At 72.2% G+C, this 20,800-nt stretch carries 25 protein-coding genes and 1 pseudogene; all 26 read right to left on the bottom strand.

The features are described 5' to 3' along the window. Positions 1–28: 28 nt before the first annotated feature. Entirely contained in the window at positions 29–694 is a 666-nt protein-coding gene (gene lepB / locus H1W00_RS13270) for a signal peptidase I (protein WP_181756323.1), read from the bottom strand. 74 nt (positions 695–768) lie between these two features. Further along, a complete protein-coding gene (gene rplS / locus H1W00_RS13265; protein ID WP_181756322.1) occupies positions 769–1,119 on the bottom strand; it encodes a 50S ribosomal protein L19 in 351 nt (116 codons plus the stop codon). A 263-nt stretch (positions 1,120–1,382) separates the two neighbouring features. Next, a complete protein-coding gene (locus H1W00_RS13260) occupies positions 1,383–2,609 on the bottom strand; it encodes an ammonium transporter (RefSeq protein ID WP_181756321.1) in 1,227 nt (408 codons plus the stop codon). A 118-nt stretch (positions 2,610–2,727) separates the two neighbouring features. After that, positions 2,728–3,417 (bottom strand): tRNA (guanosine(37)-N1)-methyltransferase TrmD, encoded by a 690-nt coding sequence (trmD, locus tag H1W00_RS13255; protein ID WP_181756320.1) that lies wholly within the window; start codon positions 3,415–3,417, stop codon positions 2,728–2,730. Beyond that, on the bottom strand, positions 3,417–3,932 hold the full coding sequence (rimM, locus tag H1W00_RS13250; RefSeq protein ID WP_181756319.1) for a ribosome maturation factor RimM: 516 nt from the start codon (positions 3,930–3,932) through the stop codon (positions 3,417–3,419). Before rimM ends, trmD begins: the two co-directional genes overlap by 1 nt. A gap of 7 nt (positions 3,933–3,939) precedes the next feature. Beyond that, positions 3,940–4,191: an RNA-binding protein gene (locus tag H1W00_RS13245; protein WP_181756318.1), complete on the bottom strand. Its 252-nt coding sequence runs from the start codon at positions 4,189–4,191 to the stop codon at positions 3,940–3,942. Positions 4,192–4,193: 2 nt separating this feature from the next. Beyond that, positions 4,194–4,658: a 30S ribosomal protein S16 gene (rpsP, locus tag H1W00_RS13240; RefSeq protein ID WP_181756317.1), complete on the bottom strand. Its 465-nt coding sequence runs from the start codon at positions 4,656–4,658 to the stop codon at positions 4,194–4,196. Positions 4,659–4,842: 184 nt separating this feature from the next. Further along, positions 4,843–5,496: a (d)CMP kinase gene (gene cmk / locus H1W00_RS13235; protein ID WP_181756316.1), complete on the bottom strand. Its 654-nt coding sequence runs from the start codon at positions 5,494–5,496 to the stop codon at positions 4,843–4,845. 8 nt (positions 5,497–5,504) lie between these two features. After that, on the bottom strand, positions 5,505–6,569 hold the full coding sequence (locus tag H1W00_RS13230) for a prephenate dehydrogenase (RefSeq protein ID WP_181756315.1): 1,065 nt from the start codon (positions 6,567–6,569) through the stop codon (positions 5,505–5,507). Beyond that, complete coding sequence (locus tag H1W00_RS13225) at positions 6,566–7,294, bottom strand: pseudouridine synthase (RefSeq protein WP_181756314.1); 729 nt, start codon at positions 7,292–7,294, stop codon at positions 6,566–6,568. The genes H1W00_RS13230 and H1W00_RS13225 overlap by 4 nt, the downstream gene beginning before the upstream one ends. Further along, a complete protein-coding gene (gene scpB, locus H1W00_RS13220; RefSeq protein WP_181756313.1) occupies positions 7,287–7,988 on the bottom strand; it encodes an SMC-Scp complex subunit ScpB in 702 nt (233 codons plus the stop codon). The genes H1W00_RS13225 and scpB overlap by 8 nt, the downstream gene beginning before the upstream one ends. Further along, complete coding sequence (locus H1W00_RS13215) at positions 7,975–8,853, bottom strand: segregation and condensation protein A (protein ID WP_376785935.1); 879 nt, start codon at positions 8,851–8,853, stop codon at positions 7,975–7,977. Before H1W00_RS13215 ends, scpB begins: the two co-directional genes overlap by 14 nt. Before the next feature lie 14 nt (positions 8,854–8,867). Beyond that, positions 8,868–9,182 carry a hypothetical protein gene (locus H1W00_RS13210; RefSeq protein WP_181756311.1) on the bottom strand — a complete coding sequence of 105 codons (315 nt, stop codon included), beginning with the start codon at positions 9,180–9,182 and terminating at the stop codon, positions 8,868–8,870. Further along, complete coding sequence (locus tag H1W00_RS13205) at positions 9,167–10,018, bottom strand: ParA family protein (protein WP_181756310.1); 852 nt, start codon at positions 10,016–10,018, stop codon at positions 9,167–9,169. Before H1W00_RS13205 ends, H1W00_RS13210 begins: the two co-directional genes overlap by 16 nt. Before the next feature lie 17 nt (positions 10,019–10,035). Further along, positions 10,036–10,968: a site-specific tyrosine recombinase XerD gene (gene xerD / locus H1W00_RS13200; RefSeq protein ID WP_338072906.1), complete on the bottom strand. Its 933-nt coding sequence runs from the start codon at positions 10,966–10,968 to the stop codon at positions 10,036–10,038. Next, positions 10,965–11,561 carry an NUDIX domain-containing protein gene (locus H1W00_RS16635; protein WP_206680077.1) on the bottom strand — a complete coding sequence of 199 codons (597 nt, stop codon included), beginning with the start codon at positions 11,559–11,561 and terminating at the stop codon, positions 10,965–10,967. Before H1W00_RS16635 ends, xerD begins: the two co-directional genes overlap by 4 nt. Next, on the bottom strand, positions 11,558–13,222 hold the full coding sequence (locus H1W00_RS13190; RefSeq protein WP_181756309.1) for a CTP synthase: 1,665 nt from the start codon (positions 13,220–13,222) through the stop codon (positions 11,558–11,560). The genes H1W00_RS16635 and H1W00_RS13190 overlap by 4 nt, the downstream gene beginning before the upstream one ends. 176 nt (positions 13,223–13,398) lie before the next feature. After that, positions 13,399–14,265 carry a copper transporter gene (locus tag H1W00_RS13185; RefSeq protein WP_181756308.1) on the bottom strand — a complete coding sequence of 289 codons (867 nt, stop codon included), beginning with the start codon at positions 14,263–14,265 and terminating at the stop codon, positions 13,399–13,401. Then, complete coding sequence (gene steA, locus H1W00_RS13180) at positions 14,262–15,428, bottom strand: putative cytokinetic ring protein SteA (RefSeq protein ID WP_181756307.1); 1,167 nt, start codon at positions 15,426–15,428, stop codon at positions 14,262–14,264. Before steA ends, H1W00_RS13185 begins: the two co-directional genes overlap by 4 nt. A 74-nt stretch (positions 15,429–15,502) precedes the next feature. After that, the gene (gene recN / locus H1W00_RS13175; RefSeq protein WP_181756306.1) at positions 15,503–17,167 is read right to left on the bottom strand and encodes a DNA repair protein RecN; all 1,665 of its coding nucleotides are present in this window, start codon (positions 17,165–17,167) and stop codon (positions 15,503–15,505) included. Then, positions 17,167–18,090 carry an NAD kinase gene (locus tag H1W00_RS13170; protein ID WP_181756305.1) on the bottom strand — a complete coding sequence of 308 codons (924 nt, stop codon included), beginning with the start codon at positions 18,088–18,090 and terminating at the stop codon, positions 17,167–17,169. Before H1W00_RS13170 ends, recN begins: the two co-directional genes overlap by 1 nt. Continuing rightward, positions 18,087–18,923 carry a TlyA family rRNA (cytidine-2'-O)-methyltransferase gene (locus H1W00_RS13165; RefSeq protein WP_181756304.1) on the bottom strand — a complete coding sequence of 279 codons (837 nt, stop codon included), beginning with the start codon at positions 18,921–18,923 and terminating at the stop codon, positions 18,087–18,089. Before H1W00_RS13165 ends, H1W00_RS13170 begins: the two co-directional genes overlap by 4 nt. 4 nt (positions 18,924–18,927) lie before the next feature. Beyond that, positions 18,928–19,107 (bottom strand): hypothetical protein, encoded by a 180-nt coding sequence (locus H1W00_RS13160; RefSeq protein WP_181756303.1) that lies wholly within the window; start codon positions 19,105–19,107, stop codon positions 18,928–18,930. After that, positions 19,104–20,099 carry an HAD-IIA family hydrolase gene (locus H1W00_RS13155; protein WP_181756302.1) on the bottom strand — a complete coding sequence of 332 codons (996 nt, stop codon included), beginning with the start codon at positions 20,097–20,099 and terminating at the stop codon, positions 19,104–19,106. The genes H1W00_RS13160 and H1W00_RS13155 overlap by 4 nt, the downstream gene beginning before the upstream one ends. Continuing rightward, on the bottom strand, positions 20,096–20,443 hold the full coding sequence (locus H1W00_RS13150) for a single-stranded DNA-binding protein (RefSeq protein ID WP_181756301.1): 348 nt from the start codon (positions 20,441–20,443) through the stop codon (positions 20,096–20,098). Before H1W00_RS13150 ends, H1W00_RS13155 begins: the two co-directional genes overlap by 4 nt. A 91-nt stretch (positions 20,444–20,534) precedes the next feature. Beyond that, positions 20,535–20,800, bottom strand: a pseudogene (locus tag H1W00_RS13145) (tetratricopeptide repeat protein); the annotation flags it as partial.

The following is a 20,800-nucleotide window of genomic DNA, read 5'->3' as shown; positions in this document are numbered from 1 at the left end:
CCCGGGCGAACCGCGCATCGGTGTCGGGTCAGGGCGACGGCACGTCGGCGAACGCGTCGGTCGGTCGGAGGGGCCCGGTCCGATCGGTCGGCCAGGCCCGCGCCCAGACCCGGCCGACGACCGAATCGGCGGGGACGAAGCCCTCGCCGGGCTCGTCCTGCATGGCCCGGGAGTCGCGTGAGTCGCCCCGGTTGTCCCCCTCGACCCAGAGCATGCCGCGCGGCACCGTCGCCTGGAACGTCCGCGCCGCGTTCGCACTCACGTCGGCCAGGTACGGCTCGTCGATCGCGTGCCCGTTGACGAGGGGGCGGCCCGCCTCGTCGCAGCAGCGCACCTCGTCGCCGGCCACGCCGACGACGCGCTTCACGAGGTAGCCGCCCTGCGGAGCGAGGCCGACGGCGCGCAGGCCGCGCTGGAACGCGGACGGGTCGTCGAGCTCGCCCAGCCACCCGCCCGGGTCCCGGAACACGACCACGTCGCCCCGCTGGGGCTCACCGCCGCGATAGGTCCACTTCTGCACGAGGATGCGGTCGCCCTTCGCCAGGGCCGGGACCATCGAGCTCGAGGGGATGACGAAGGGCTGGACGACGAACGTCGTCACGGCCAGCGCGAGCGCGAGCGTCGCGGACACGTAGACCATCGCGGAGAGCCACCACGGCCGGCGCCGGCGCTGGGCTCGGGGCTCGTCGGTCACCCCGGGATCCTAGCCCCGGACATGCCACGACCCCGCACCCATGAGGGTGCGGGGTCGTCGCGGAGCGGTCGAGATCAGATCTCGCGCTTCTCCTTGATCTTGGCGGCCTTGCCGCGCAGGTTGCGCAGGTAGTACAGCTTGGCGCGACGGACGTCGCCACGGGTGGCGACCTCGATCTTCTCGATGACCGGCGAGTGGACCGGGAACGTACGCTCGACGCCGACGCCGAAGCTCACCTTGCGGACGGTGAACGTGCGGCCGATGCCCGAGCCCTGCACCTTGATGCAGACGCCCTGGAACAGCTGCACACGGGAGCGGTTGCCCTCGACGATGTTGACGTGCACCTTGAGGGTGTCGCCGGCACGGAACTGCGGGATGTCGTCACGCTTGCTCTGCGCTGCGATCTGGTCGATGACGTTCGTCATGGTCTCTCCTCGCCGGGTGCCACAAGTCACCTGCGGAATGTCGGTGTTGCTCGAAGTTTCGGGTGGTGCTGCGTGGAAGCTCCCTCGTGGCAGAGCCGTCCTGCACCAACAGTCCATGATGCCACAGCGCCCCGCCCCCGGAGAAATCGGGGACGGGGCGCTGTAAGGCTGCTGTTCGGCGGCCGGGCTTCGAGGCTTCGGCGCAGAGCGCCTCGCACCTCAACCACCTCGAGCGGTCGGGCGCGAGCGCCCTCGGCCCTCGGTCAGTCGAACTTGTACGCGGCGCCGCCGTGCAGGACGTTGTCCAGGCCGGCGACCTCCTCGTCCTCGGTCACGCGGAAGCCGACCGTGGCGTCGATCGCCTTGCCGAGGCCGAAGGCGACGGCGAAGGAGTAGGCCGCGACGAACACCGACGGGATGATCTGGGCGATCAGCTGGTCGATGTTGCCACCGGTGAACAGGCCCGTGTCCGTGGCGAAGAAGCCCAGGTACAGGCAGCCGATGAAGCCGGCGACCAGGTGCAGGCCGACCACGTCGAGCGAGTCGTCGTAGCCGAGCTTGTACTTGAGGTCGATCGCGAAGCAGCAGACCGCACCGGCCAGGAGGCCCAGGACGATCGCCCAGAACGGCGTCAGGTTGGCGGCCGAGGGAGTGATCGCGACGAGACCGGCGACGATGCCCGAGGCGGCGCCGACCGCGGTCGGCTTCCCGTCCTTGAAGTGCTCGACGACGATGTAGCCCAGGACGCCGGCCGCCGGAGCGGCGATCGTGTTCAGGAAGATGAGCGCACCCAGGCCGCTCTCGGTCGCCGCGCCGGTGTTGAAGCCGAACCAGCCGAACCACAGGATGGCGGCACCGATGAGGACCAGCGGGACGTTGTGCGGCTCGGCGGCCTCCTTGCTGAAGCCGACCGTGCGCTTGCCGAGCACGAGGGCCAGGGCGAACGCCGCGGCGCCGGCGCTGATGTGGACGACCGTGCCACCGGCCCAGTCGATCGGGACGGCGTCACCGATGGTGAGCGTGCCGATCCAGCCCGTCAGACCTTCGTCGTCGAAGCCCCAGACCCAACCCTGCGACGGGAAGTAGACGATCGTGGCCCACAGGCCGGAGAAGAGCATCCAGGGGAAGAAGCGCGCACGGTCCGCGACGGCGCCCGAGATCAGCGCGGTCGTGATCACGGCGAACGTGGAGCCGAACGCCACGCCGGCGAGACCGGCGGCGCCGTCACCGGTGGCCAGGTCCTGCAGGGCGAAGTCGGAGAAGGGGTTGGCGAGCCAGCCGTCGATGAGGTCGGACGAGCCGGCCGAGCCCATGTTGTAGCCGTAGAGGATCCACAGCACGAAGACCAGGCCCATCGCACCGAAGCTGAGCATCATCATCGAGATGACGCTCTGGGCCTTGACGAGTCCGCCGTAGAAGAACGCCAGACCGGGCGTCATGAAAAGCACTAGGGCCGCGCAGATGAGCAGCCAGATCGTCCCGGGTTCCATATCAACCTCTTCGCAGTAGGTAGTTCACGTGTGCTGCGCCCGAGCTCCCTTGCCGCGGCGCTGCAACGATCCTGCTCAAGGCCGATTACGGAGGGCCGCCGGAGCCGTTACGAACGTGTTACTCACTGAGGTCGCGTGTTAAATCGGGACGACGCTGCTGCGTGCGCAGGCGGGACTGCTCCCGCCGCCAGTCCGCGATCCGCCCGTGATCGCCCGACAGGAGGATCGGCGGGACGTCGAGCCCGCGCCACGAGGCGGGCTTGGTGTAGACGGGGTACTCCAGGAGGCCGTCGGCGTGCGACTCCTCCGCGAGGCTCTCGGGGTTGCCCATGAAGCCGGGCAGCAGCCGCACGACCGCCTCGATGATCGCCAGGGCAGCGACCTCTCCCCCGTTGACGACGAAGTCGCCCAGGGAGATCTCGCGGACCTGCCAGCGGGTGGCGGCGTGGTCGAGCACGCGCTGGTCGATGCCCTCGTAGCGCCCGCACGCGAACACGAGCTGCTCGGCGCCGGACAGCCGCACCGCCTCGGCGTGCGTGAACGGAGCCCCCGAAGGGCTCGGGACGATGACGACCGCCGCGTCGGTGCAGACGGTGTCCAGGGCCTCGCCCCACGGCTCGGGCTTCATCACCATGCCGGCGCCACCGCCGTAGGGCGTGTCGTCGACCGTGCGGTGACGGTCGTGGGCCCAGTCGCGCAGGTCGTGCGCGTGGAAGTCGACCAGGCCGGCGCGGCGCGCCTTGCCCGGCAGGGACAGCTCCAGCGGAGCGAAGTAGTCGGGGAAGATCGAGAGGGCGTCGATGCGCACTAGCGCACCTCGTCCGCTTCCTCGGGGTTCAGCAGCCCCGGGCGGTCCTCGATCGTGACGGTGCCGGCCTCGAGGTCGACCTCGGGCACGAGCGCCTCGACGAACGGCACCTGGACGCGTCGCCCGTCGACCTCGACCAGCAGGGAGTCGTGGGCGGGCAGGTGCATCACGTCGAGGACGCGACCGCGCGACGTGCCGCCGACCGTGACGGTCAGCCCGACGAGCTGGTGGTCGTAGAAGGCGTCGTCGTCCTCGGGGACCTCGTCGGGATCGACCTCGACCGCGAGGACCGCGCCGTGGAACCGCTCGGCCGCGGTGCGGTCGGGAACCTCCGCGAAGTGGACCAGCCACTTGCCCGAGTGGGGACGGCTGGAGGTGATGGTCAGCTCCCCGTCACGACACAGGACCGACGAGCCCACGGCGAAACGCCGTTCGGGCTCGTCGGTCCTGGGATCGACGGAGAGGTCGCCGCGGATGCCGTGGGCACGGCCGATCCGGCCGACGACGACGCGCATGGTCGGCTCAGCGACGCCGGTCGACGTCCACGAAGTCGATCCGCGCGCCGTCGGCACCGGCGATGGCCGATGCGACGGTGCGGATCGCCGTGGCCGTGCGGCCCTGGCGACCGATGACCTTGCCGAGGTCGGTCGGGTTGACCCGAACCTCGAACAGCTCGCCGCGCCGGGTCTGCTTGGCGCGGACCGATACCTCGTCGGGGTTGTCGACGATGCCGGCGACGAGGTGCTCGACGACCTCCTGCATGGGAGCGGCCATGATCAGGCCTCGTCGGCCTTCGTGTCCTCGGCCGGGGACTCCTCGGCCTTGGGCTCCTCAGCCTTGGGCTCCTCGGCCGGGGTCTCCTCGGCCTTGGGCTCCTCGGACTTCTTGGCCTTGGTGGTGGCCGACTTCTTGGGCTCGGCGTGCAGGTCCTTCAGCGCGGCGTTGAAGAGCTCGGCCTTGTCGGCCTTGGGCTCGGGCTGCTTGAGGGTCGACTCGCCACCGATGTCACCGGTGAGCTTGAGGATCGCCGCGACGGCCTCGGTCGGCTGCGCGCCGACGCCGAGCCAGTACTGGGCGCGATCGGAGTCGACGTTGATGGTCGACGGATCGGTCTTGGGGTTGTACGTGCCGATCTCCTCGATGACGCGGCCGTCACGCTTGGTGCGGCTGTCGGCAACGACGATGCGGTAGAACGGCGTGCGGATCTTGCCCATCCGCTTGAGGCGAATCTTGACTGCCACGAGTGTGGTGTCTCCTTGAGGTGTCGAACTGTGGTGACGCGGACCCGGCGTGTGGGGCATGCCCGGTCTTGGTCGAGGGGCCGGGCTCGGCGGGAGAGAGGGCCGCACCGATTCCGGACGCAAGCGCCCATTCTGCCAGAACCGGCAGCCGCGTTCCAATCCGCCTCGCGTCCCGGGACGAACCTCAGGGGCGGGCGAGCGCCACGATGCGCTCGATGACCTCGTCGAGGCTCAGGTCGGTGCCGTCGACGACCACGGCGTCGTCGGCCTGGGCCAGTGGCGAGGCGGCGCGGTTGGAGTCGATCGCGTCGCGCCGGGCGAGGGCCTCGCGCATCGCCTCGGCGTCCTCCACGCCCAGCTCCAGGGCGCGGCGGCGGGCGCGCGCCACGGGGTCGGCGACGAGGTAGATCTTCAGCGAGGCGTCGGGCGCGACGACCGTGCCGATGTCGCGGCCCTCGACCACGATGCCGCCCGTGGACTGCGCGATGGCGGCGCGCTGCAGCGCGACGAGCTGGCTCCGCACCTCCGGGACCGTGGCGACCGGGCTGACCGCGGCGGTGACGGCGTCGCCGCGGATCGGATCGGAGACGTCGACCCCGTCGGCGGCGATCGTGGGCTTTTCGGGATCGGTGCCGGAGGTCAGCACGACCTCGCTCGACGCGGCCGCCACGGCCGCGGAATCGTGCACGTCGACGCCCCGCTGGAGCAGCGCCCACGTCATCGCGCGGTACATCGCACCCGTGTCCAGGTAGGCGTAGCCCAGCCGCGAGGCCACTCCCCGCGAGGTGCTGGACTTGCCCGAGCCCGAGGGCCCGTCGATGGCGATGACGTCGGTCATGGATCTCCTCAGCGGAAGGCGGCCCAGCCGCGTTCGGTCAGGGCGGTGTGCAGGTGCTCGGCGACGCCGGCCTGCACCACGACCTCGACGACGCCGACGAGGCGCCCGAGCTCGTGGTCGATGCGCATGTCCTCGATGTTGACCCCCGCGTCGCCGATCGCGGCGAAGAGCCGCGACAGCTCGCCTGGAGTGTCGTCGATGGAGACGAAGACGCTGGCGAGCGCGGCCGGCTGCTCGCCGTGCTTGCCGGGAACCCGGGCGACGCCGGCGCGACCGCGGTCGAGGTGCTCGGCCACGGAGCCGTCGGCACGGTGGACCGCGGACCGCAGGTCGTCGAGCCGGACCGCGAGGTCGTCGAGGATGGCCCCGACCTGGCCCGCGTTGCTGCCGATGATGTCGACCCACAGGCCCCGGTCGCTGCCGGCGATCCGGATGACGTCGCGCAGGCCCTGTCCGGCCAGCGCCAGGTCGTCGCCGTCCGCCTGCGTGAGCAGTCCGGCGGTCAGGGCCGAGACCAGGTGGGGCACGTGCGAGACGAGCGCGACGGCCCGGTCGTGGGACGCGGCGTCCATGCGGCGGACGACCGAGCCGAGGGCCGTGGCCACCTGCTCGACCAGGGCGATCGCGCCGAGGTCGGTGCCGTCGGCGGGCACGACGGCCCAGGCCCGGCCCTCGAACAGCAGCGCCGAGGCGGCCATCGGGCCAGAGCGCTCCTTGCCGGCCATCGGGTGACCGCCGACGAAGCGCGGGTCGGTGAGCGCCTCGCAGACCGATCCCTTGACGCTGGCCACATCGGTGACAACGGCGGAGGGAAACTCGGCGAGCGCGGCCCGGGCGGTCTCGACGACCGCGGCGGGCGGCACGGCGACGACGACCAGCGCCGGCACCTCGACCGGATCGGCCGTCCCGGCGCCCAGGGAGGCGGCCAGCTCGACGTTCGACGGACGGGCGTCCCGCAGATGTACCTGCACGCCCAGATCGCGCAGTCCGAGCGCCACCGAGGTGCCGATGAGGCCGCAGCCGATGACCAGGACCGGCCCGGGCACGACAGCATCGGGCAGGGCGGCGGTCATGCCCCCACGCTATCGAAGAGCGCTCCGAGCTCCTCGCGCGACAGGTCCCGCATCGCCCCGGAGCGCAGGTCGCCCAGCCGCAGCGGCCCGAACGCGGTCCGGGTGAGCTCGATCACGGGGTGACCGACGGCGTCCAGGAGACGGCGCACGATGCGGTTCTTGCCGCTGTGCAGGTCAAGCTCGACGAGGCTGCGGCCGCGGCTGCGGTCGCGCACGACGAAGCGGTCGACCGCGGTGACGCCGTCGTCGAGCTCCACCCCCGCGAGCAGCTGGCGGCCGATCGCCGCGGCGACCGTGCCCTCCACGAGCGCGACGTAGGTCTTCGTGACCTCGAACGAGGGGTGCGCCAGCTGGTGCGCGAGGTCGCCGTCGTTCGTGAGGATGAGCAGGCCCGAGGTGTCGGTGTCGAGCCGGCCCACGTGGAAGAGCCGGTCCTCACGATCGGCGAGCAGCCCCGAGAGGTCGGGCCGGCCCTGCTCGTCGGCCATCGAGCTCACGACGCCGCGCGGCTTGTTGAGCAGGACGTACGCGTGGTCGGACGGCGGCGGGATGCGCGCGCCGTCGACGCGGATGACGTCGTTCGCGGGGTCGACGCGGGCACCCATCTGGGTGACGATCTCGCCGTTCACCTCGACGCGGCCGGTGGCCATCAGCTCCTCGCAGCGACGCCGGCTGGCCACGCCTGCCGAGGCCAGCACCTTCTGCAGGCGGATCCCCTCAGACATCGGCGTCCCCGGTCGGCTGCGTGTCGTCGCCGGTGGGCTGCGCCTCGTCCACGGGTGCCTCACGATCGGCGGTCTGCTGCGCGACGCGCTCGAGCTCGCTGTCGAGGTCCTCCAGGTCGGGCAGCATCGGCGCCAGCTCCGGCAGCTCGTCGAGCCCGCTCAGGCCCATGCGCTCGAGGAAGTAGTTGGTCGTCCCGTAGAGGATCGCGCCCGACTCGGCGTCGTTGCCGAGCTCGACGATCAGCCCGCGGGTGACGAGCGTGCGGACCACGCCGTCCACGTTGACGCCGCGGATGGCCGAGATGCGCGAGCGGCTGACCGGCTGGCGGTACGCCACCACGGCGAGCGTCTCCAGCGCCGCCTGGCTGAGCTTGGCCTGCTGGCCCTCCAGCACGAAGGCGGACACGACGTCGGCGTACTCCTCGCGGCTGTAGAAGCGCCAGCCACCGGCGAGCTCGCGCAGCTCGAAGCCGCGACCCTGCTCGGTGTACTCGTCCGCGAGGTCGCGCAGCGCCTGCTCGACCTCGGCCGGCGGGTGCCCCACTGCCTGGGCCAGCACGAGGTGGTCCAACGGCTCGTCGGCGATCATCAGCACCGCCTCGAGGGCGGGACGCAGGTCGACCGGAGGCCGCTCGTCGGCCGCGGACTCCCCCGCGTCGGGCTCGGCGGGCAGCTGGTCGTCAGTCTCGGTCATCGTCACTTCCGGTGGGTTCGGCCGTCGGGGCGTCCTGCGCCGCATCGAGGCCCTCGTCGGTCAGGGTCGGCTCGTCGAACTCGTCGCCCACGTCGATGTCGCCGTCGTCGGTGCCGGTCCAGCGCACCGTCAGCTCACCCAGGGGCACGGCCTGCTCGAACGACAGCATGCCCTCGCGGAACAGCTCCAGCAGCGACAGGAACCGCGCCACCTTCGTCTGCCCGTCGGGCGCGTCGGCGACGATCGCCCGGAAGGTCAGACTCCCCTCGCGGCGCAGCCGGTCGACCACGAGATGGGCCTGCTCGCGCACGCTCACGGCGGGTGCGTGCAGGTGGGTCAGCGAGACCAGCGGCGGGAGCTTCGGCGCGAGCGCGCCGGCGGCGAGCTCGGCCAGGTCCTGCGCGGTCGCGCGGATCTCCACCTCGGGCAGCAGCGTCGCGAAGCGCGGCTCGAGCGTCGCGGCGCGGGGGTGGCGCAGCTGCGAGTTCTCGAAGCGCTCGGCCAGGATCGCCGCGACCGTCTTGAAGGCGCGGTACTGCATGAGCCGCGCGAAGAGCAGGTCGCGCGCCTCGAGCAGGGCCAGGTCCTCCTCGTCCTCGACCTCGGCCTGCGGCAGCAGCCGGGCGGTCTTGAGGTCGAGCAGCGTGGCCGCGATCAGCAGGAAGTGCGTCGTCTGCTCGAGGTCGTCCTCGAGCTCGCGGGTGTAGGCGATGAAGTCCGAGGTGACCACCGACAGGGCGACCTCGGTGATGTCGAGCTGGTGCTTGGAGATCAGCTGCAGCAGCAGGTCGAACGGGCCCTCGAAGTTGCCCAGCGAGACGGAGAAGCCGGCGTCGGGCGCCTGCGCGGGTGCCGGTTCGGTCACGGACACCGCGGCGCTCATTCCTCGCCGAGCCGGCGGGCGAGCTCGCTGTCGGCCCCGCGGGTCTCCAGGTCGGCCAGCGCACCGGCGATCGCCGCGCGGACGAGGCGGCCGCGGTCGACCTTGCGACCGAGGACCGATCGCAGCTCGAGGCGTGCCTTCTCGATCGCGAGCAGCTCGTCGCTGGTCAGGTAGACCGTCATCTTCTCGTCGTGCTTGACCCGGCCGCTGCCGGACGCGGGCACGGCGGGGGCGTCGTCGTTTCGGGGGCTGCTGGGGGCGGTCGACCTGAACAGCTCGTCCGCACCCGGCAAGTTCACGCGTCGGGACACCGCTGCAGCACTTCCCTGGCCAACTGGCGGTAGGCCTCGGCGCCGGGCGACGAGGAGGCGTACTCGGTGATGGGCTCGCCCGCGACGGTGGAGTCGGAGAACTTCACGGTGCGCCGGATGACGGTGTGGAAGACCGAGTCGCCCCAGCCGTCGACGAGCGTCTGCAGCACCTCTCGGCCGTGCAGCGTGCGGCCGTCGAACATCGTGCCGAGCAGACCGATGACGCGCAGGTCGAAGTTCGTGCGGTCGCGGACCTTCTCGATCGTCTCGTTGAGCAGCGCCACGCCACGCAGGGCGAAGTACTCGCACTCGAGCGGGATGATCACGCCGTCGGACGCGGTCAGCGCGTTCACGGTGAGCAGGCCCAGCGAGGGCTGGCAGTCGATGAGGATGACGTCGTAGTCGTGGCGCACGTCGCGCAGCGAGCGGGCCAGGACCTGCTCGCGGCCCACCTCGGTGACGAGACGCATCTCGGCGGCCGAGAGGTCGATGTTCGCCGGGACCAGGTCGAGGTTCTCGACCGAGGTGCCGAGGATGATCTCCTTCATCGAGAGCTCGCGGTCCATCAGCACGTGGTAGATGCTCTGCTCGATCTCGTGGGCGTTGTAGCCCAGGCCGACCGTCATCGAGCCCTGCGGGTCGAAGTCGACGAGCAGGACGCGGCGGCCGAGCTCGGCCAGCGCGGCGCCGAGGTTGATCGTGGTGGTGGTCTTGCCCACGCCGCCCTTCTGGTTGCACATCGACAGGACGACGGCAGGGGCCTGCGTGCTGCGGGGTCCGGGTTCGGGGAGGTCGGGGAGGGGGCGACCGGTGGGTCCGAGTTCCGAACTGGGCATGTCGGCCACTGTACCGCTCACTTCAGCGCCCGGGGATGGGACGCCGCGTAGGTCTCGCGCAACTTGTCGATCGTCACGAGGGTGTAGATCTGGGTGGTCGTCACGGAGGCGTGACCGAGCAGTTCCTGCACCACGCGCACGTCGGCGCCGCCGTCGAGCAGGTGGGTGGCGAAGGAGTGCCGCAGGGTGTGAGGCGAGACGTCGACCGTGAGTCCGGCACGGCGGGCGGCCTTGGTCAGCACGGTCCCCGCGCGCTGGCGCGACAGCCGGCCGCCGCGCGCGTTGGGGAACACGGCGGGGCCGCTGCCGACGGCCGACGTCAGGTGGGGCCGGGCCTTCGTGAGGTAGGCCTCGATCGCGTCGCGGGCGAAGGAGCCGAGCGGCACGATCCGCTGCTTCGAGCCCTTGCCGGTGAGCAGGACGGAGGACTGCTCGAGGTCGATGTCGTCCACGTCGAGGCCCACCGCCTCGGAGATGCGGGCGCCGGTGCCGTAGAGGATCTCCAGCAGCGCCCGGTCGCGCAGGGCCAGTGCCGTGCCCGGCTCCCCCGCCGCCGTCAGCAGCGCCTCGACGTCCTCCAGCGGGAGTGCCTTGGGCAGCCGCGACGCCGGCCGCGGCGGTCGCACGGCCGCCGTGACGTCGTTGGTGACGAGCTGCTCGCGCAGGCAGAACTTGTGGAAGCCGCGGACCGCCACGACGGTGCGCGCGACGCTCGACGTGCCGAGGCCCTGGTGGTCCTCGTCGCCGGCGCGCAGGGCGGCCGCGAAGGCCGTGACGTGGTCCTCGGTGATCGAGGCGGGATCGGGGACGCCCGCGCCCTGCAGGAACTCGGTGTAGCGACGCAGGTCGCGGCGGTACGACGCGAGCGTGTTCTCGGCGAGACCGCGTTCCACCGCGAGGTGGGACAGGTACTCGGCCACGACCCGCTCGACCGCACCGCCGTCGGTCACGTCCGGGCCACCGCGAGGATCGCGACGACGCTCTTGGCGTCGGTGATCCTGCCGTCCAGGCAGGCCGCCACGGCGTCGTCCGGACTCACCCACCAGTGCGCCATGTCGGCCTCCTCGGCCTCGCGCTCGGTGCGATCGGTGTCGGCGACCGGCTCCAGCCCGGAGGCCTGGAAGATCGTGATGGTCTCGGTCGAGTACCCGACCGTGGGCGCGATCTGCACCAGCTCGCGCCAGTCGCGGGCGACGAGGTCGGTCTCCTCCGCGAGCTCGCGCGCGGCCGTCTGCTGCGGCTCCTCGCCCTCGATGTCCATCAGCCCGGCCGGGATCTCGAGCATCCGGCGGCCCATGGGGTGGCGGTACTGCTCGACGAGCAGGATCCGACCCTCCTCGTCGACCGCGGCCACGCCCACGGCGCGGCGGGGCCGCACGACGACCCGCGGGTGCGTGTCGCCGTCCGGCGCCTCGATCGTGTCGACCGTGAGCGTCAGGTAGCCGTTCTGGAACCCGACCTCGGAGCCGACCTGCGGCCAGCTGCCGGGGCCGGCCTCGACGCGCTCCGCGAGCCGGCCCGGCAGCCGCGGATGGGCGGTCACGCGCCCTCGACCGGCAGCCGCATCTCGAGCTTGCGCTTGAGCGAGGCCCCGATCAGGCCGGAGAACAGCGGGTGCGAGCGCGTCGGACGCGACCGCAGCTCCGGGTGCGCCTGCGTGGCCACGTAGAACGGGTGCACCTCGCGCGGCAGCTCGACGAACTCGACCAGGGTCGAGTCGGGCGACGTCCCGGAGAAGACCAGGCCCGCCTCCTCCAGCTGCTCGCGGTAGGCGTTGTTGACCTCGTACCGGTGGCGGTGACGCTCCTCGACCTTGTCGCTGCCGTAGAGCTCGTTGACGATGCTGCCGGGCTTGAGGCTGGCCGGGTACAGGCCCAGGCGCATGGTGCCGCCCAGGTCGCCCGCTCCCTCGACGAACTCCTGCTGCTCGGCCATCGTCGCGATGACGGGGTGCTCGGTGGAGGGGTCGAACTCCGAGGAGCTCGCGTCCTCGATGCCCAGCTCGGTGCGCGCGTACTCGATGACCATGCACTGCAGGCCCAGGCACAGACCCAGCACGGGCACCTGCTGCTTGCGCGCGTAGGTCAGGGCGCCGAGCTTGCCCTCGATGCCGCGGATGCCGAACCCGCCGGGCACGCAGATGCCGTCGACGTCGCCGAGGTGCTCGGCGGCGCCGGCCTCGGTGGCGCACTCGTCCGACGGGACCCACCGCAGGTGGACCTTCACGTCGTTGGCGAAGCCACCGGCGCGCAGCGCCTCGGCCACCGACAGGTAGGCGTCGGGCAGGTCGATGTACTTGCCGACGAGGGCGATCGTGACGTCCTCGGCCGGGTCGTGCACGCGGCGCAGCAGGGCGTCCCACTCGGTCCAGTCGACGTCACGGAACGGCAGGTCGAGGCGGCGGACGACGTAGGCGTCCAGGCCCTCGGAGTGCAGCACCTTGGGGATGTCGTAGATCGAGGGGGCGTCGATGGCCGTGACGACCGCGTCCTCGTCGACGTCGCACATGAGCGAGATCTTGCGCTTCACGCCGGCCGGGACGGGGCGGTCGGAGCGGCACACGATCGCGTCGGGCTGGATGCCGATCGAGCGCAGCGCCGCGACCGAGTGCTGCGTGGGCTTCGTCTTGAGCTCACCGGCGGGACCGATGTACGGGATGAGCGAGACGTGCAGGAAGAAGACGTTGCCGCGCCCCACCTCCTGGCGGACCTGGCGGGCCGACTCCAGGAACGGCTGGCTCTCGATGTCGCCCACCGTGCCGCCGATCTCGTGGATCACCACGTCGACGCCGGGGCCGCCCATCGACAGCATCCGGTCCTTGATCTCGTTCGTGATGTGCGGGATGACCTGCACGGTGTCGCCGAGGTAGTCGCCGCGGCGCTCGCGGGCGATCACGTCGGAGTAGACCTGGCCGGTCGTCACGTTGGCGCGACCGACGAGGTCCTCGTCGAGGAAGCGCTCGTAGTGGCCGATGTCGAGGTCGGTCTCGGCGCCGTCGTCGGTGACGAAGACCTCACCGTGCTGGAACGGGTTCATCGTGCCCGGGTCCACGTTGAGGTACGGATCGAGCTTCTGCATCGTGACGCGCAGGCCGCGTGACTTGAGCAGTCGGCCCAGGCTGGAGGCGGTCAGGCCCTTGCCGAGGGAGGACACGACTCCACCGGTGACGAAAACGTGCTTGGTGACGGCGTTAGTTGCCAACATGACTCCCGTGGGTCCGGTTCGGATGCGGAACCGGGCGGTGCCTGCGGCAGCGTCCGGGGGTCGAGGAACCGTCGCGCGGGATCGGTTCGACTCGGGGTTCCACGGAACTCCAGCCTACCATCGCGACGCAGCGGCCGAGACCATCCGGGCGCATCCACCCGGCGGCGTGGTCCGACTCAGTTCGGGACCGGGCCGTCGGCCGCGCGCGAGGTGCCCCAGGCGCCCGACTGGCCCGCGGCCTCGCGGACGAGGCCGAGCACGGCGTTGACGCGGCCGGTCCCGGTGTCGGTGACGTCGATCGTCGAGACGTTCGCCGCGGCGTCGCTGCCGCGGACGGCGTTGACGACGCCGTTCTCCCCGGAGGAGACGGGGCCGACGACGGCCACGCCCTGGCTGCCGGCGTCGAGACCGGCGACCATGCTGGACACGACCGTGCCCTCGCCGCCTGCCGCCGCGCCCGCCGGGCCGGAGACGACCAGGACGAGCTGCGCCGAGACCTCGGGATCCTGCTCGGCGTCGAGCAGGCCACCTTCGGTGAAGGCCGAGCGGATCGTGCGGGCGGTCTCGTCGAGCGAGCCGTCGCCCTGCGTCAGGTAGCCGCGGGCCAGGGCGGCACCGACCTTGCCGTAGTCGCTCTCGGCGGCGGCCGCGTCGGGATCGGACTGGGTGGCCACGCCCTCGGCGAACTGGCGGTTCGACGGCGAGAGCAGCTTGCCGGTGAGCTCGACCTGGCCGGTTACGCGTGCCCCGGCGGTGGTCAGGTTCTCGATCAGCGAGTCGACCTCGTTGTCACGCGCCCCGGGCGTCGTGAGCAGCAGGACCGTGCGGTTCTTGAGCTTGTCGCGGAGCAGGCTGGGAGCGGTCATGGACGCGTAGCCGGCGTCGAAGCCGGCGAGCGCGGGGCTGATCTCGGCGGTGTCGGAGGAGTCCGAGACCGTGGCCGCGTCGCTCTCGTCGAGCAGACCGGCGCCCACGGCGATGCCGGCGGCGAGCGCCAGCAGCACGGCCGCGAGGGAGATGACGTGGTAGCGCAGGTTGATCACGGGAGAAGTCCTTCGGTCCAGGAGGTGACACGATCGGCCACGGGCGCGAGCCACTCATGACCGAGAGGGGTGGTGGCCACCGCCGCCACGACGGCGACGATGCCCGCGACGAGCAGCAGCAGGGGCGTGAACCAGCTGAGGCGCTGGCGGGCGAACCAGCGCACGGCCTGGGCGTCGACGACGCGCGAGCCGGCGCGGAGCCGGGCGATGAAGGTGCCGGCGGCGTCCGCGGTGTCCCCGTCGACGAGGTCGACGAGGCGCGTCGGCCCGCCCACGAGCACGATGACGGCGGCCTCGTTCTGGTCGGCCAGGAGCACCGCGAGGTTGTCCGGCGTGCCGGTGGCGGTGAAGATCACGGGCTGGCGGCCGTGGGCCTCGAACTGCTCCGGACGGTCGAGCCGGCCCGACGGCGAGACGATAACGACCTCCCCGGAGCGCTCGATCATGCGTCCGGAGAACTCGTCGCCACGGCCGACAAGCAGGTGGGGACGCAGGCCCGCGGAGATCAGCAGCTCGGCCCCGCCGGCCACGCCGATGAGCACCGGGTCGTGGTCGCGCACGAACGAGCGGATCGACTTGAGGTCGCCGGCGGCGTCGGGGCCGTCGGTCACGACCACGACGGGCCGGCCCTTCATGTCGGTCGAGACGGCGGGGATCCCGGCGCCCTCGAGCAGCATGGCCCGGTCGCGGCGCAGGGTGTCGGCGGCGTTGGTGACGATCGAGTCGAGCTGGCTCGACAGTCCCGAGGAGGCCTCGTCCAGCTGGTCGCGCACGCGCGACTCGGTCATCTCGACGCCGGTGGCCACCGCGGTGTCGCCGAGGTGGACCGCGCCGCCGTCGACGCGCACGACGTCGCCGCTGCGCAGGGTCTGCCACACGGACTCGCCGACCCGGTCGACCAGCGGGATGCCGGCACCGGCCAGGACCTGCGGCCCGAGGTTGGGGTAGCGCCCCGTGGAGGACGAGGACACGTTCAGGACGGCCGCGACACCCTTCTCCACCAGCGCCTGGGCGGTGTCGGCACCGAGATCGGTGACGTCCACGACGACGACGTCGCCCGAACGCACCGACGACAGGTCGGCACCGTGGCGGCACAACCGTGCCGGGCCGACGACGCCGGGGCCTTCGGGAAGGTCGCGATGCTTGCGCTTCAAGATGGGCATGATGCCTTCCATGCAACCTGCGTTCCATGAGGATTCACCCCCGACACGCCGGTCCGGCCCCGAATGTGACGAACTCAGGGAGTGCTGGCGAGCTCGAGCAGCTCGCGCGCATGCTCCTGCGCGGCGGACGAGTCGTCCAGTCCGGCCAGCATCCGGGCCAGCTCGTCGACCCGCCCCTGGTGCTCGAGGCGCAGCACGCTGCTGCTGGTGACGGTGCCGTCGTCGGACTTGCTGACCACGAAGTGGGCGTCGGCGAACGCGGCCACCTGCGGCAGGTGGGTCACGGCGATCACCTGGGCGTGCTTGGCCAGGCGCGCCAACCGGCGGCCCACCTCCACGGCCGTGCGGCCGCCGATGCCGGCGTCGACCTCGTCGAAGACGAGCGTGGGCACCGGGTCGCGCCCGGCCAGCACCACCTCGATGGCGAGCATGAGGCGCGAGAGCTCACCGCCGCTGGCGGCCCTGGCCAGGGGGCGCGGCTCCGCACCGCTGTTGGCGGCGAACCAGATCTCGACGTCGTCCGCTCCGTGGGCACCGGGGTCGCCGGGCACCACCCGGATGTCCAGGTGGGCCGACGGCAGGGCCAGGTCGGCCAGCTCGCGCCCGACCTCCTCGGCCAGCTGCTCGGCGGCCTTCGTCCGGGCGGCGGTGAGCCGGCCGGCGAGCGCGACGACGCGAGTGCGCACGGCGTCGGCCTCGGCCTCCAGCCGCTCGATCGCGGTGTCGTCGAGGTCGAGCTCGAGGACCTCCGCGCGGGCGCGGTCCGCCCACGCGATGACCTCGTCGAGCCCGGGACCGTACCTGCGCTGCAGCGCCGTCAGCGCCGCGCGACGATCCTGGACGGCGGCCAGGCCGGCCGGGTCGAGATCGACGTCGGAGGCGTAGGCCGCGAGCTCCGAGGCGATGTCCGTCAGATCGATCGCCGCCCGCTTGAGCCGGTCGCCCAGCGCCTCGAGGCGGGGGGCGTTCCCCGCCACCGGCTCGACCACGGCCCGGGCGGCGGCGAGGGCGGCCGCCGCGGAGTGCTCGTCCTCCGACAGCGCGACCGACGCGCCGGCGGCGGCCGCCGCCAGGGACTCGGCGTGCGCCAGCCGGTTCTCGCGCTGGACGAGCTCCTCGTCCTCGCCGGGCTGCGGGTCGACCGCGTCGATCTCGTCGAGGGCGTGCCGCAGCAGGTCGAGCCGCTGCAGCCGCTCCCCCGCGTGGGTGCGCAGGTCGTGCAACCGGGCCTTCACGTCGCGCAGGCGCTGGTAGTCGGGCTGGTACTCGGCGAGCAGGTCGGAGACCTCGGCTCCGGCGTAGCGGTCGAGCGCCCCGCGCTGCTCCTGGGGACGGACGAGACGCTGCTGGTCGGACTGGCCGTGCACGGCGACGAGCGAGTCGGCCAGCCGGGACAGCAGGCCGGCCGGAACGGTGGCGCCCCCGGCGAGCGCGCGACTGCGCCCTTGGCTGGTCAGGATCCGGGCCAGCACGAGGTCGTCGTCGACCTGGCCGCCGGCCTCCTCGACGAGCGCCGTGACCTCGGGCGTGGCCACGACCGACGCCTCGATGCGCGCCCGGTCGGCGCCCCGGCGCACGAGGGCCGAGTCGGCGCGCTCACCGCGCAGGAGTCCCAGAGCCGTGACGACCATGGTCTTGCCGGCACCGGTCTCGCCGGTGATGACGGTGAAGCCGGGGCCCAGGTCGAGCTCGGCCTCCTCGATCACGCCGAGCGAGGCGAGGCGAAGGGAGTGCCACATCAGCGCTCCCCCGCGGCCCGACGGGAGGCCTCGGACGAGCCGCGCCACCCCGACACGGGCAGCTCGAACTTGCGCACGAGGCGGTCGGCGAAGGAGGCCGGGTGCACCCGCGCGAGCCGCACGGGCTCGACACCACGTCGCACCTCCACGCGAGCGCCGAGGGGCAGGTCGGAGGCCCGCCGGCCGTCGCACCACAGCACACCCGTGGCCGACGCGCCCACCACCTCGACGGCGAGCGTCGACTCGGGCGAGACCACCATGGGACGGGCGAACAGGGCGTGCGCGCTGATCGGCACCATGAGCAGCGCCGAGACCTCGGGCCACACGACGGGACCACCAGCGCTGAAGTTGTAGGCGGTCGAGCCGGTGGGGGTCGCGCACACGACGCCGTCGCAGCCCATCCTCGACACCGGACGGCCGTCGATCTCCACGACGACCTCGAGCATCCGCTCGCGGGAGGCCTTCTCCACGGACGCCTCGTTCAGCGCCCAGTTCGTGGCGACGACCTCGCCGTCCTGCAGGACCAGCACGTCGACGGTCAGGCGCTCCTCGACCGTGAGGTCACCAGCGATCACCCGCCGGGCCACCAGGTCGAGGTCCTCCTCGTCGGCCTCGGCGAGGAAGCCGACGTGTCCGAGGTTGACGCCGAGCAGGGGCGTCCCGGTGCCGCGGCACAGCTCGGCCGCGCGCAGGATCGTGCCGTCGCCGCCGAAGACGACCGTCAGCTCGCAGTCGCGGGCGGCGCCCGGCTCCGCGGGGACGGTCACCAGGTCCACGGCTCCGGCTCCGGCGAGCGCCTCGGCCTCCTCGCCCTCGAGGACACGGACCTCGATCCCGGCCCCCTGGAGGGACGCGGCGAAGTCGGCGGCGATCCGGGGAGCGCCGTTGCGCAGCGCGTGGACCGCGAGCAGCACACTCCTCATGAGTCGCTTCCTTCCGTCGGGTGTCGCGCGGCGAGGGGTCCGGCCGCGACGACGGCTCGCGCCATCTCCTCGTCCGGAGCCGGCGCGTCGGCCCTCAGCCAACAAAAGTACTCGACATTCCCGGCGGGGCCAGGGAGCGGACTGGGGGCGAGGGCACGCGTTCCCCAGCCACCGGCCCAGGCCGCGGTGGTGACGCCGTGGACCGCGGCGGCGTGCAGGTCGGGATCACGGACGACGCCGTTCTTGCCGAGGTTCTCGCGCCCCACCTCGAACTGTGGCTTGACCATGAGGACCAGGTCGCCGTCAGGACGGCACACCGACATGAGCGCCGGAAGCACGATGGTCAACGAGATGAACGACAGGTCGGACACGACCAGGTCGACCGGTCCGCCGATGAGCTCGGTGTCGATGGAGCGGACGTTGGTGCGGTCGAAGACGCGGACGCGAGGGTCGGACTGCAGCGCCCAGACGAGCTGGCCGTAGCCGACGTCGACGGCGACGACCTCGGCCACCTCGCGGCGCAGCAGGACGTCGGTGAAGCCGCCGGTGGAGGCTCCCGCGTCGAGGGCGCGCCGCCCGTGGACGGTCAGCCCCTGCGGCTCGAAGACCTCGAGGGCCCCGAGCAGCTTGTGGGCGCCGCGCGACGCCCAGCCGGGGTCGTCGCCCTCGCGGACGACGATGGCTTGGTCGGTCGTGATCTGGGTGGCCGGCTTGGTCGCGGCATTCCCGCCGACCAGCACGCGCCCCTCGCCGATGATCGTCGCGGCGTGGTCCCGCGACCTGGCGAGCCCACGGCGCACGAGCTCGGCGTCGAGCCGCACCCGGCGGCTCACCGACTCACCCGCGGGTCCCGGACGAGCCGGCCAGCTGGTCCCGCAGCACCCGGTGAACCGCCTCGAACACCCGCGGGTGCTCGGCGACGTCGAGATCGGCGAGCGTGCCGAGCAGCGCCTCGGCCTCCTCGATCGTGGCCGGCTCGGGCTGCACGGTGGCGTCGGCGGTGGGTTCTGCGGTCATGCGTCGATTGTCTCATCGACACTCAGCCGTACGTCCGATTCGGCCCGGCACGCCCAGCCGAGTCCGACGATCGCGCGGAGCGTCTCGGTGGAGGTGCCCTTGGTCACGACGGAGAGGGTCCGGTCGCGCAGCTCCACCCGCGCACCCCCGCACTCGGCCGCCCCGCCGGAGACGACCACGGCGGGGTGGGGGTCGTGCAGAGCGGCCAGATCGGCCCCGACGAAGTCAGGGCGCTCGTCCGCGACGGCGTTGACCACATCGGTGAGGGTGTTGACGCCCGTGAGCACGAACAGGGAGGTGACGCCGGCGCGGCGAGCACCGAGGATGTCGGTGTCGAGCCGGTCCCCCACCATCAGCGGCGAGGTGGGCGCGAGGCGCTCCATCGTCTCCTCGAACAAGGGCGCGTAGGGCTTGCCCGCGACGACGGGCTCCTGCCCGGTGGCCAGGCGGACGGCGTGGACGAGGGCGCCGTTCCCGGGCGCGATCCCCTCGGCGGTCGGGATCGTGAGGTCGGTGTTGCTGGCGTACCAGGGCAGACCCGACTGCACCGCGTAGGCGGCCTCGGCGAGGTCCCGCCAACCCAGGTCGGGCGTGTAGCCCTGGACCACGGCGGCGAGCCCGGCGGCGTGCCGGTCGTCGGTGGGCACGAGTCCGCGGGCCCGGAGGGCCTCGCGCAGTCCGTCTCCGCCGACGGCCAGCACGACAGCACCGGGAGCGAGGTCGTGGGACATCACCCCGGCGATCGCCTGCGCGGAGGTGACGATGTCCTCGATCGAGGGTGCGAGCCCGAGGCGGGCCAGGTGGTCGGCCACCGCCTCGGGCGGGCGATTCGCGTTGTTCGTGAGGTAGGCCAGACGCGCCTCGCTGACCTCACCGAGCGCCTCGACGGCACCCGGCACCGCTTCACCGCCGCGGTAGACCACGCCGTCGAGGTCGAGCAGCACCGCATCGTGCGACGCGACGAGTGGGGTGTCGGTGGCTGCCAGCGTCATGCGCTCGAGGCTACCGGGGGTTCGGGGAGCCGAGTGAGGGACCCGAGATCGACGTAGACCCGGCTGGACACCCCGCCGCCCTTACTGGAGAAGAGGCGGCGGAGCTCACCGCTGACCTCGACGCGGTCACCGGGATTGAGGCGCAGGGCCTTGCCGCGGAGGCGGGAGGTCCAGGCCGAGCAGTCGAAGGTGTCGACGAGCTGGCGTGACCGGCGCCGCGCGGCGGCGCTGCGCTCGACGATGAGTCGGAAGGAGACGAGCTCGTCCCCACTGGGCAGGGTCCGGGTCTCGGCGGCATCGGCCACGCGCCCGCGGAGCAGGACCCGGTTGTCGGCGTCGTTCATGGCGCCAGCGTCCCGCGTTCGGGGACAACGACGACAGGGCCCGCGCGCAGCCTGTGGACGGCGCGCGTGGCCCTGGAGCTGCTGTGGACGATCAGCCTTCGAGAGCGGCGAGCCGCTCCTCGACGTCGGTGAGTTTGTTGGCGTCGGTGCCGGCGACGCGGTGGAACCAGGTGATGGCTTCGTCTTTGCGTCCGGCGGCGAGGAGGGTGTCGGCGTAGGCGTAGCGGAGTCGGGTGACCCAGTCGGCGCGGCCTTTGGTGGTGAGGGGTTCGGATTCGAGGATTTGGAGGGCGGCGTCGAGGTGTCCGAGGTCGCGGCGGGCGCCGGCGATGACGATGGACAGTTCGGTGTTGCCGG

The sequence above is a fragment of the Aeromicrobium phoceense genome (genome assembly GCF_013868155.1).
Classification (GTDB): Bacteria; Actinomycetota; Actinomycetes; order Propionibacteriales; family Nocardioidaceae; genus Aeromicrobium; species Aeromicrobium phoceense.
The sequence above is the reverse complement of the archived record's forward strand: the minus strand, read 5'-3'. Positions and strand labels throughout refer to the sequence as shown.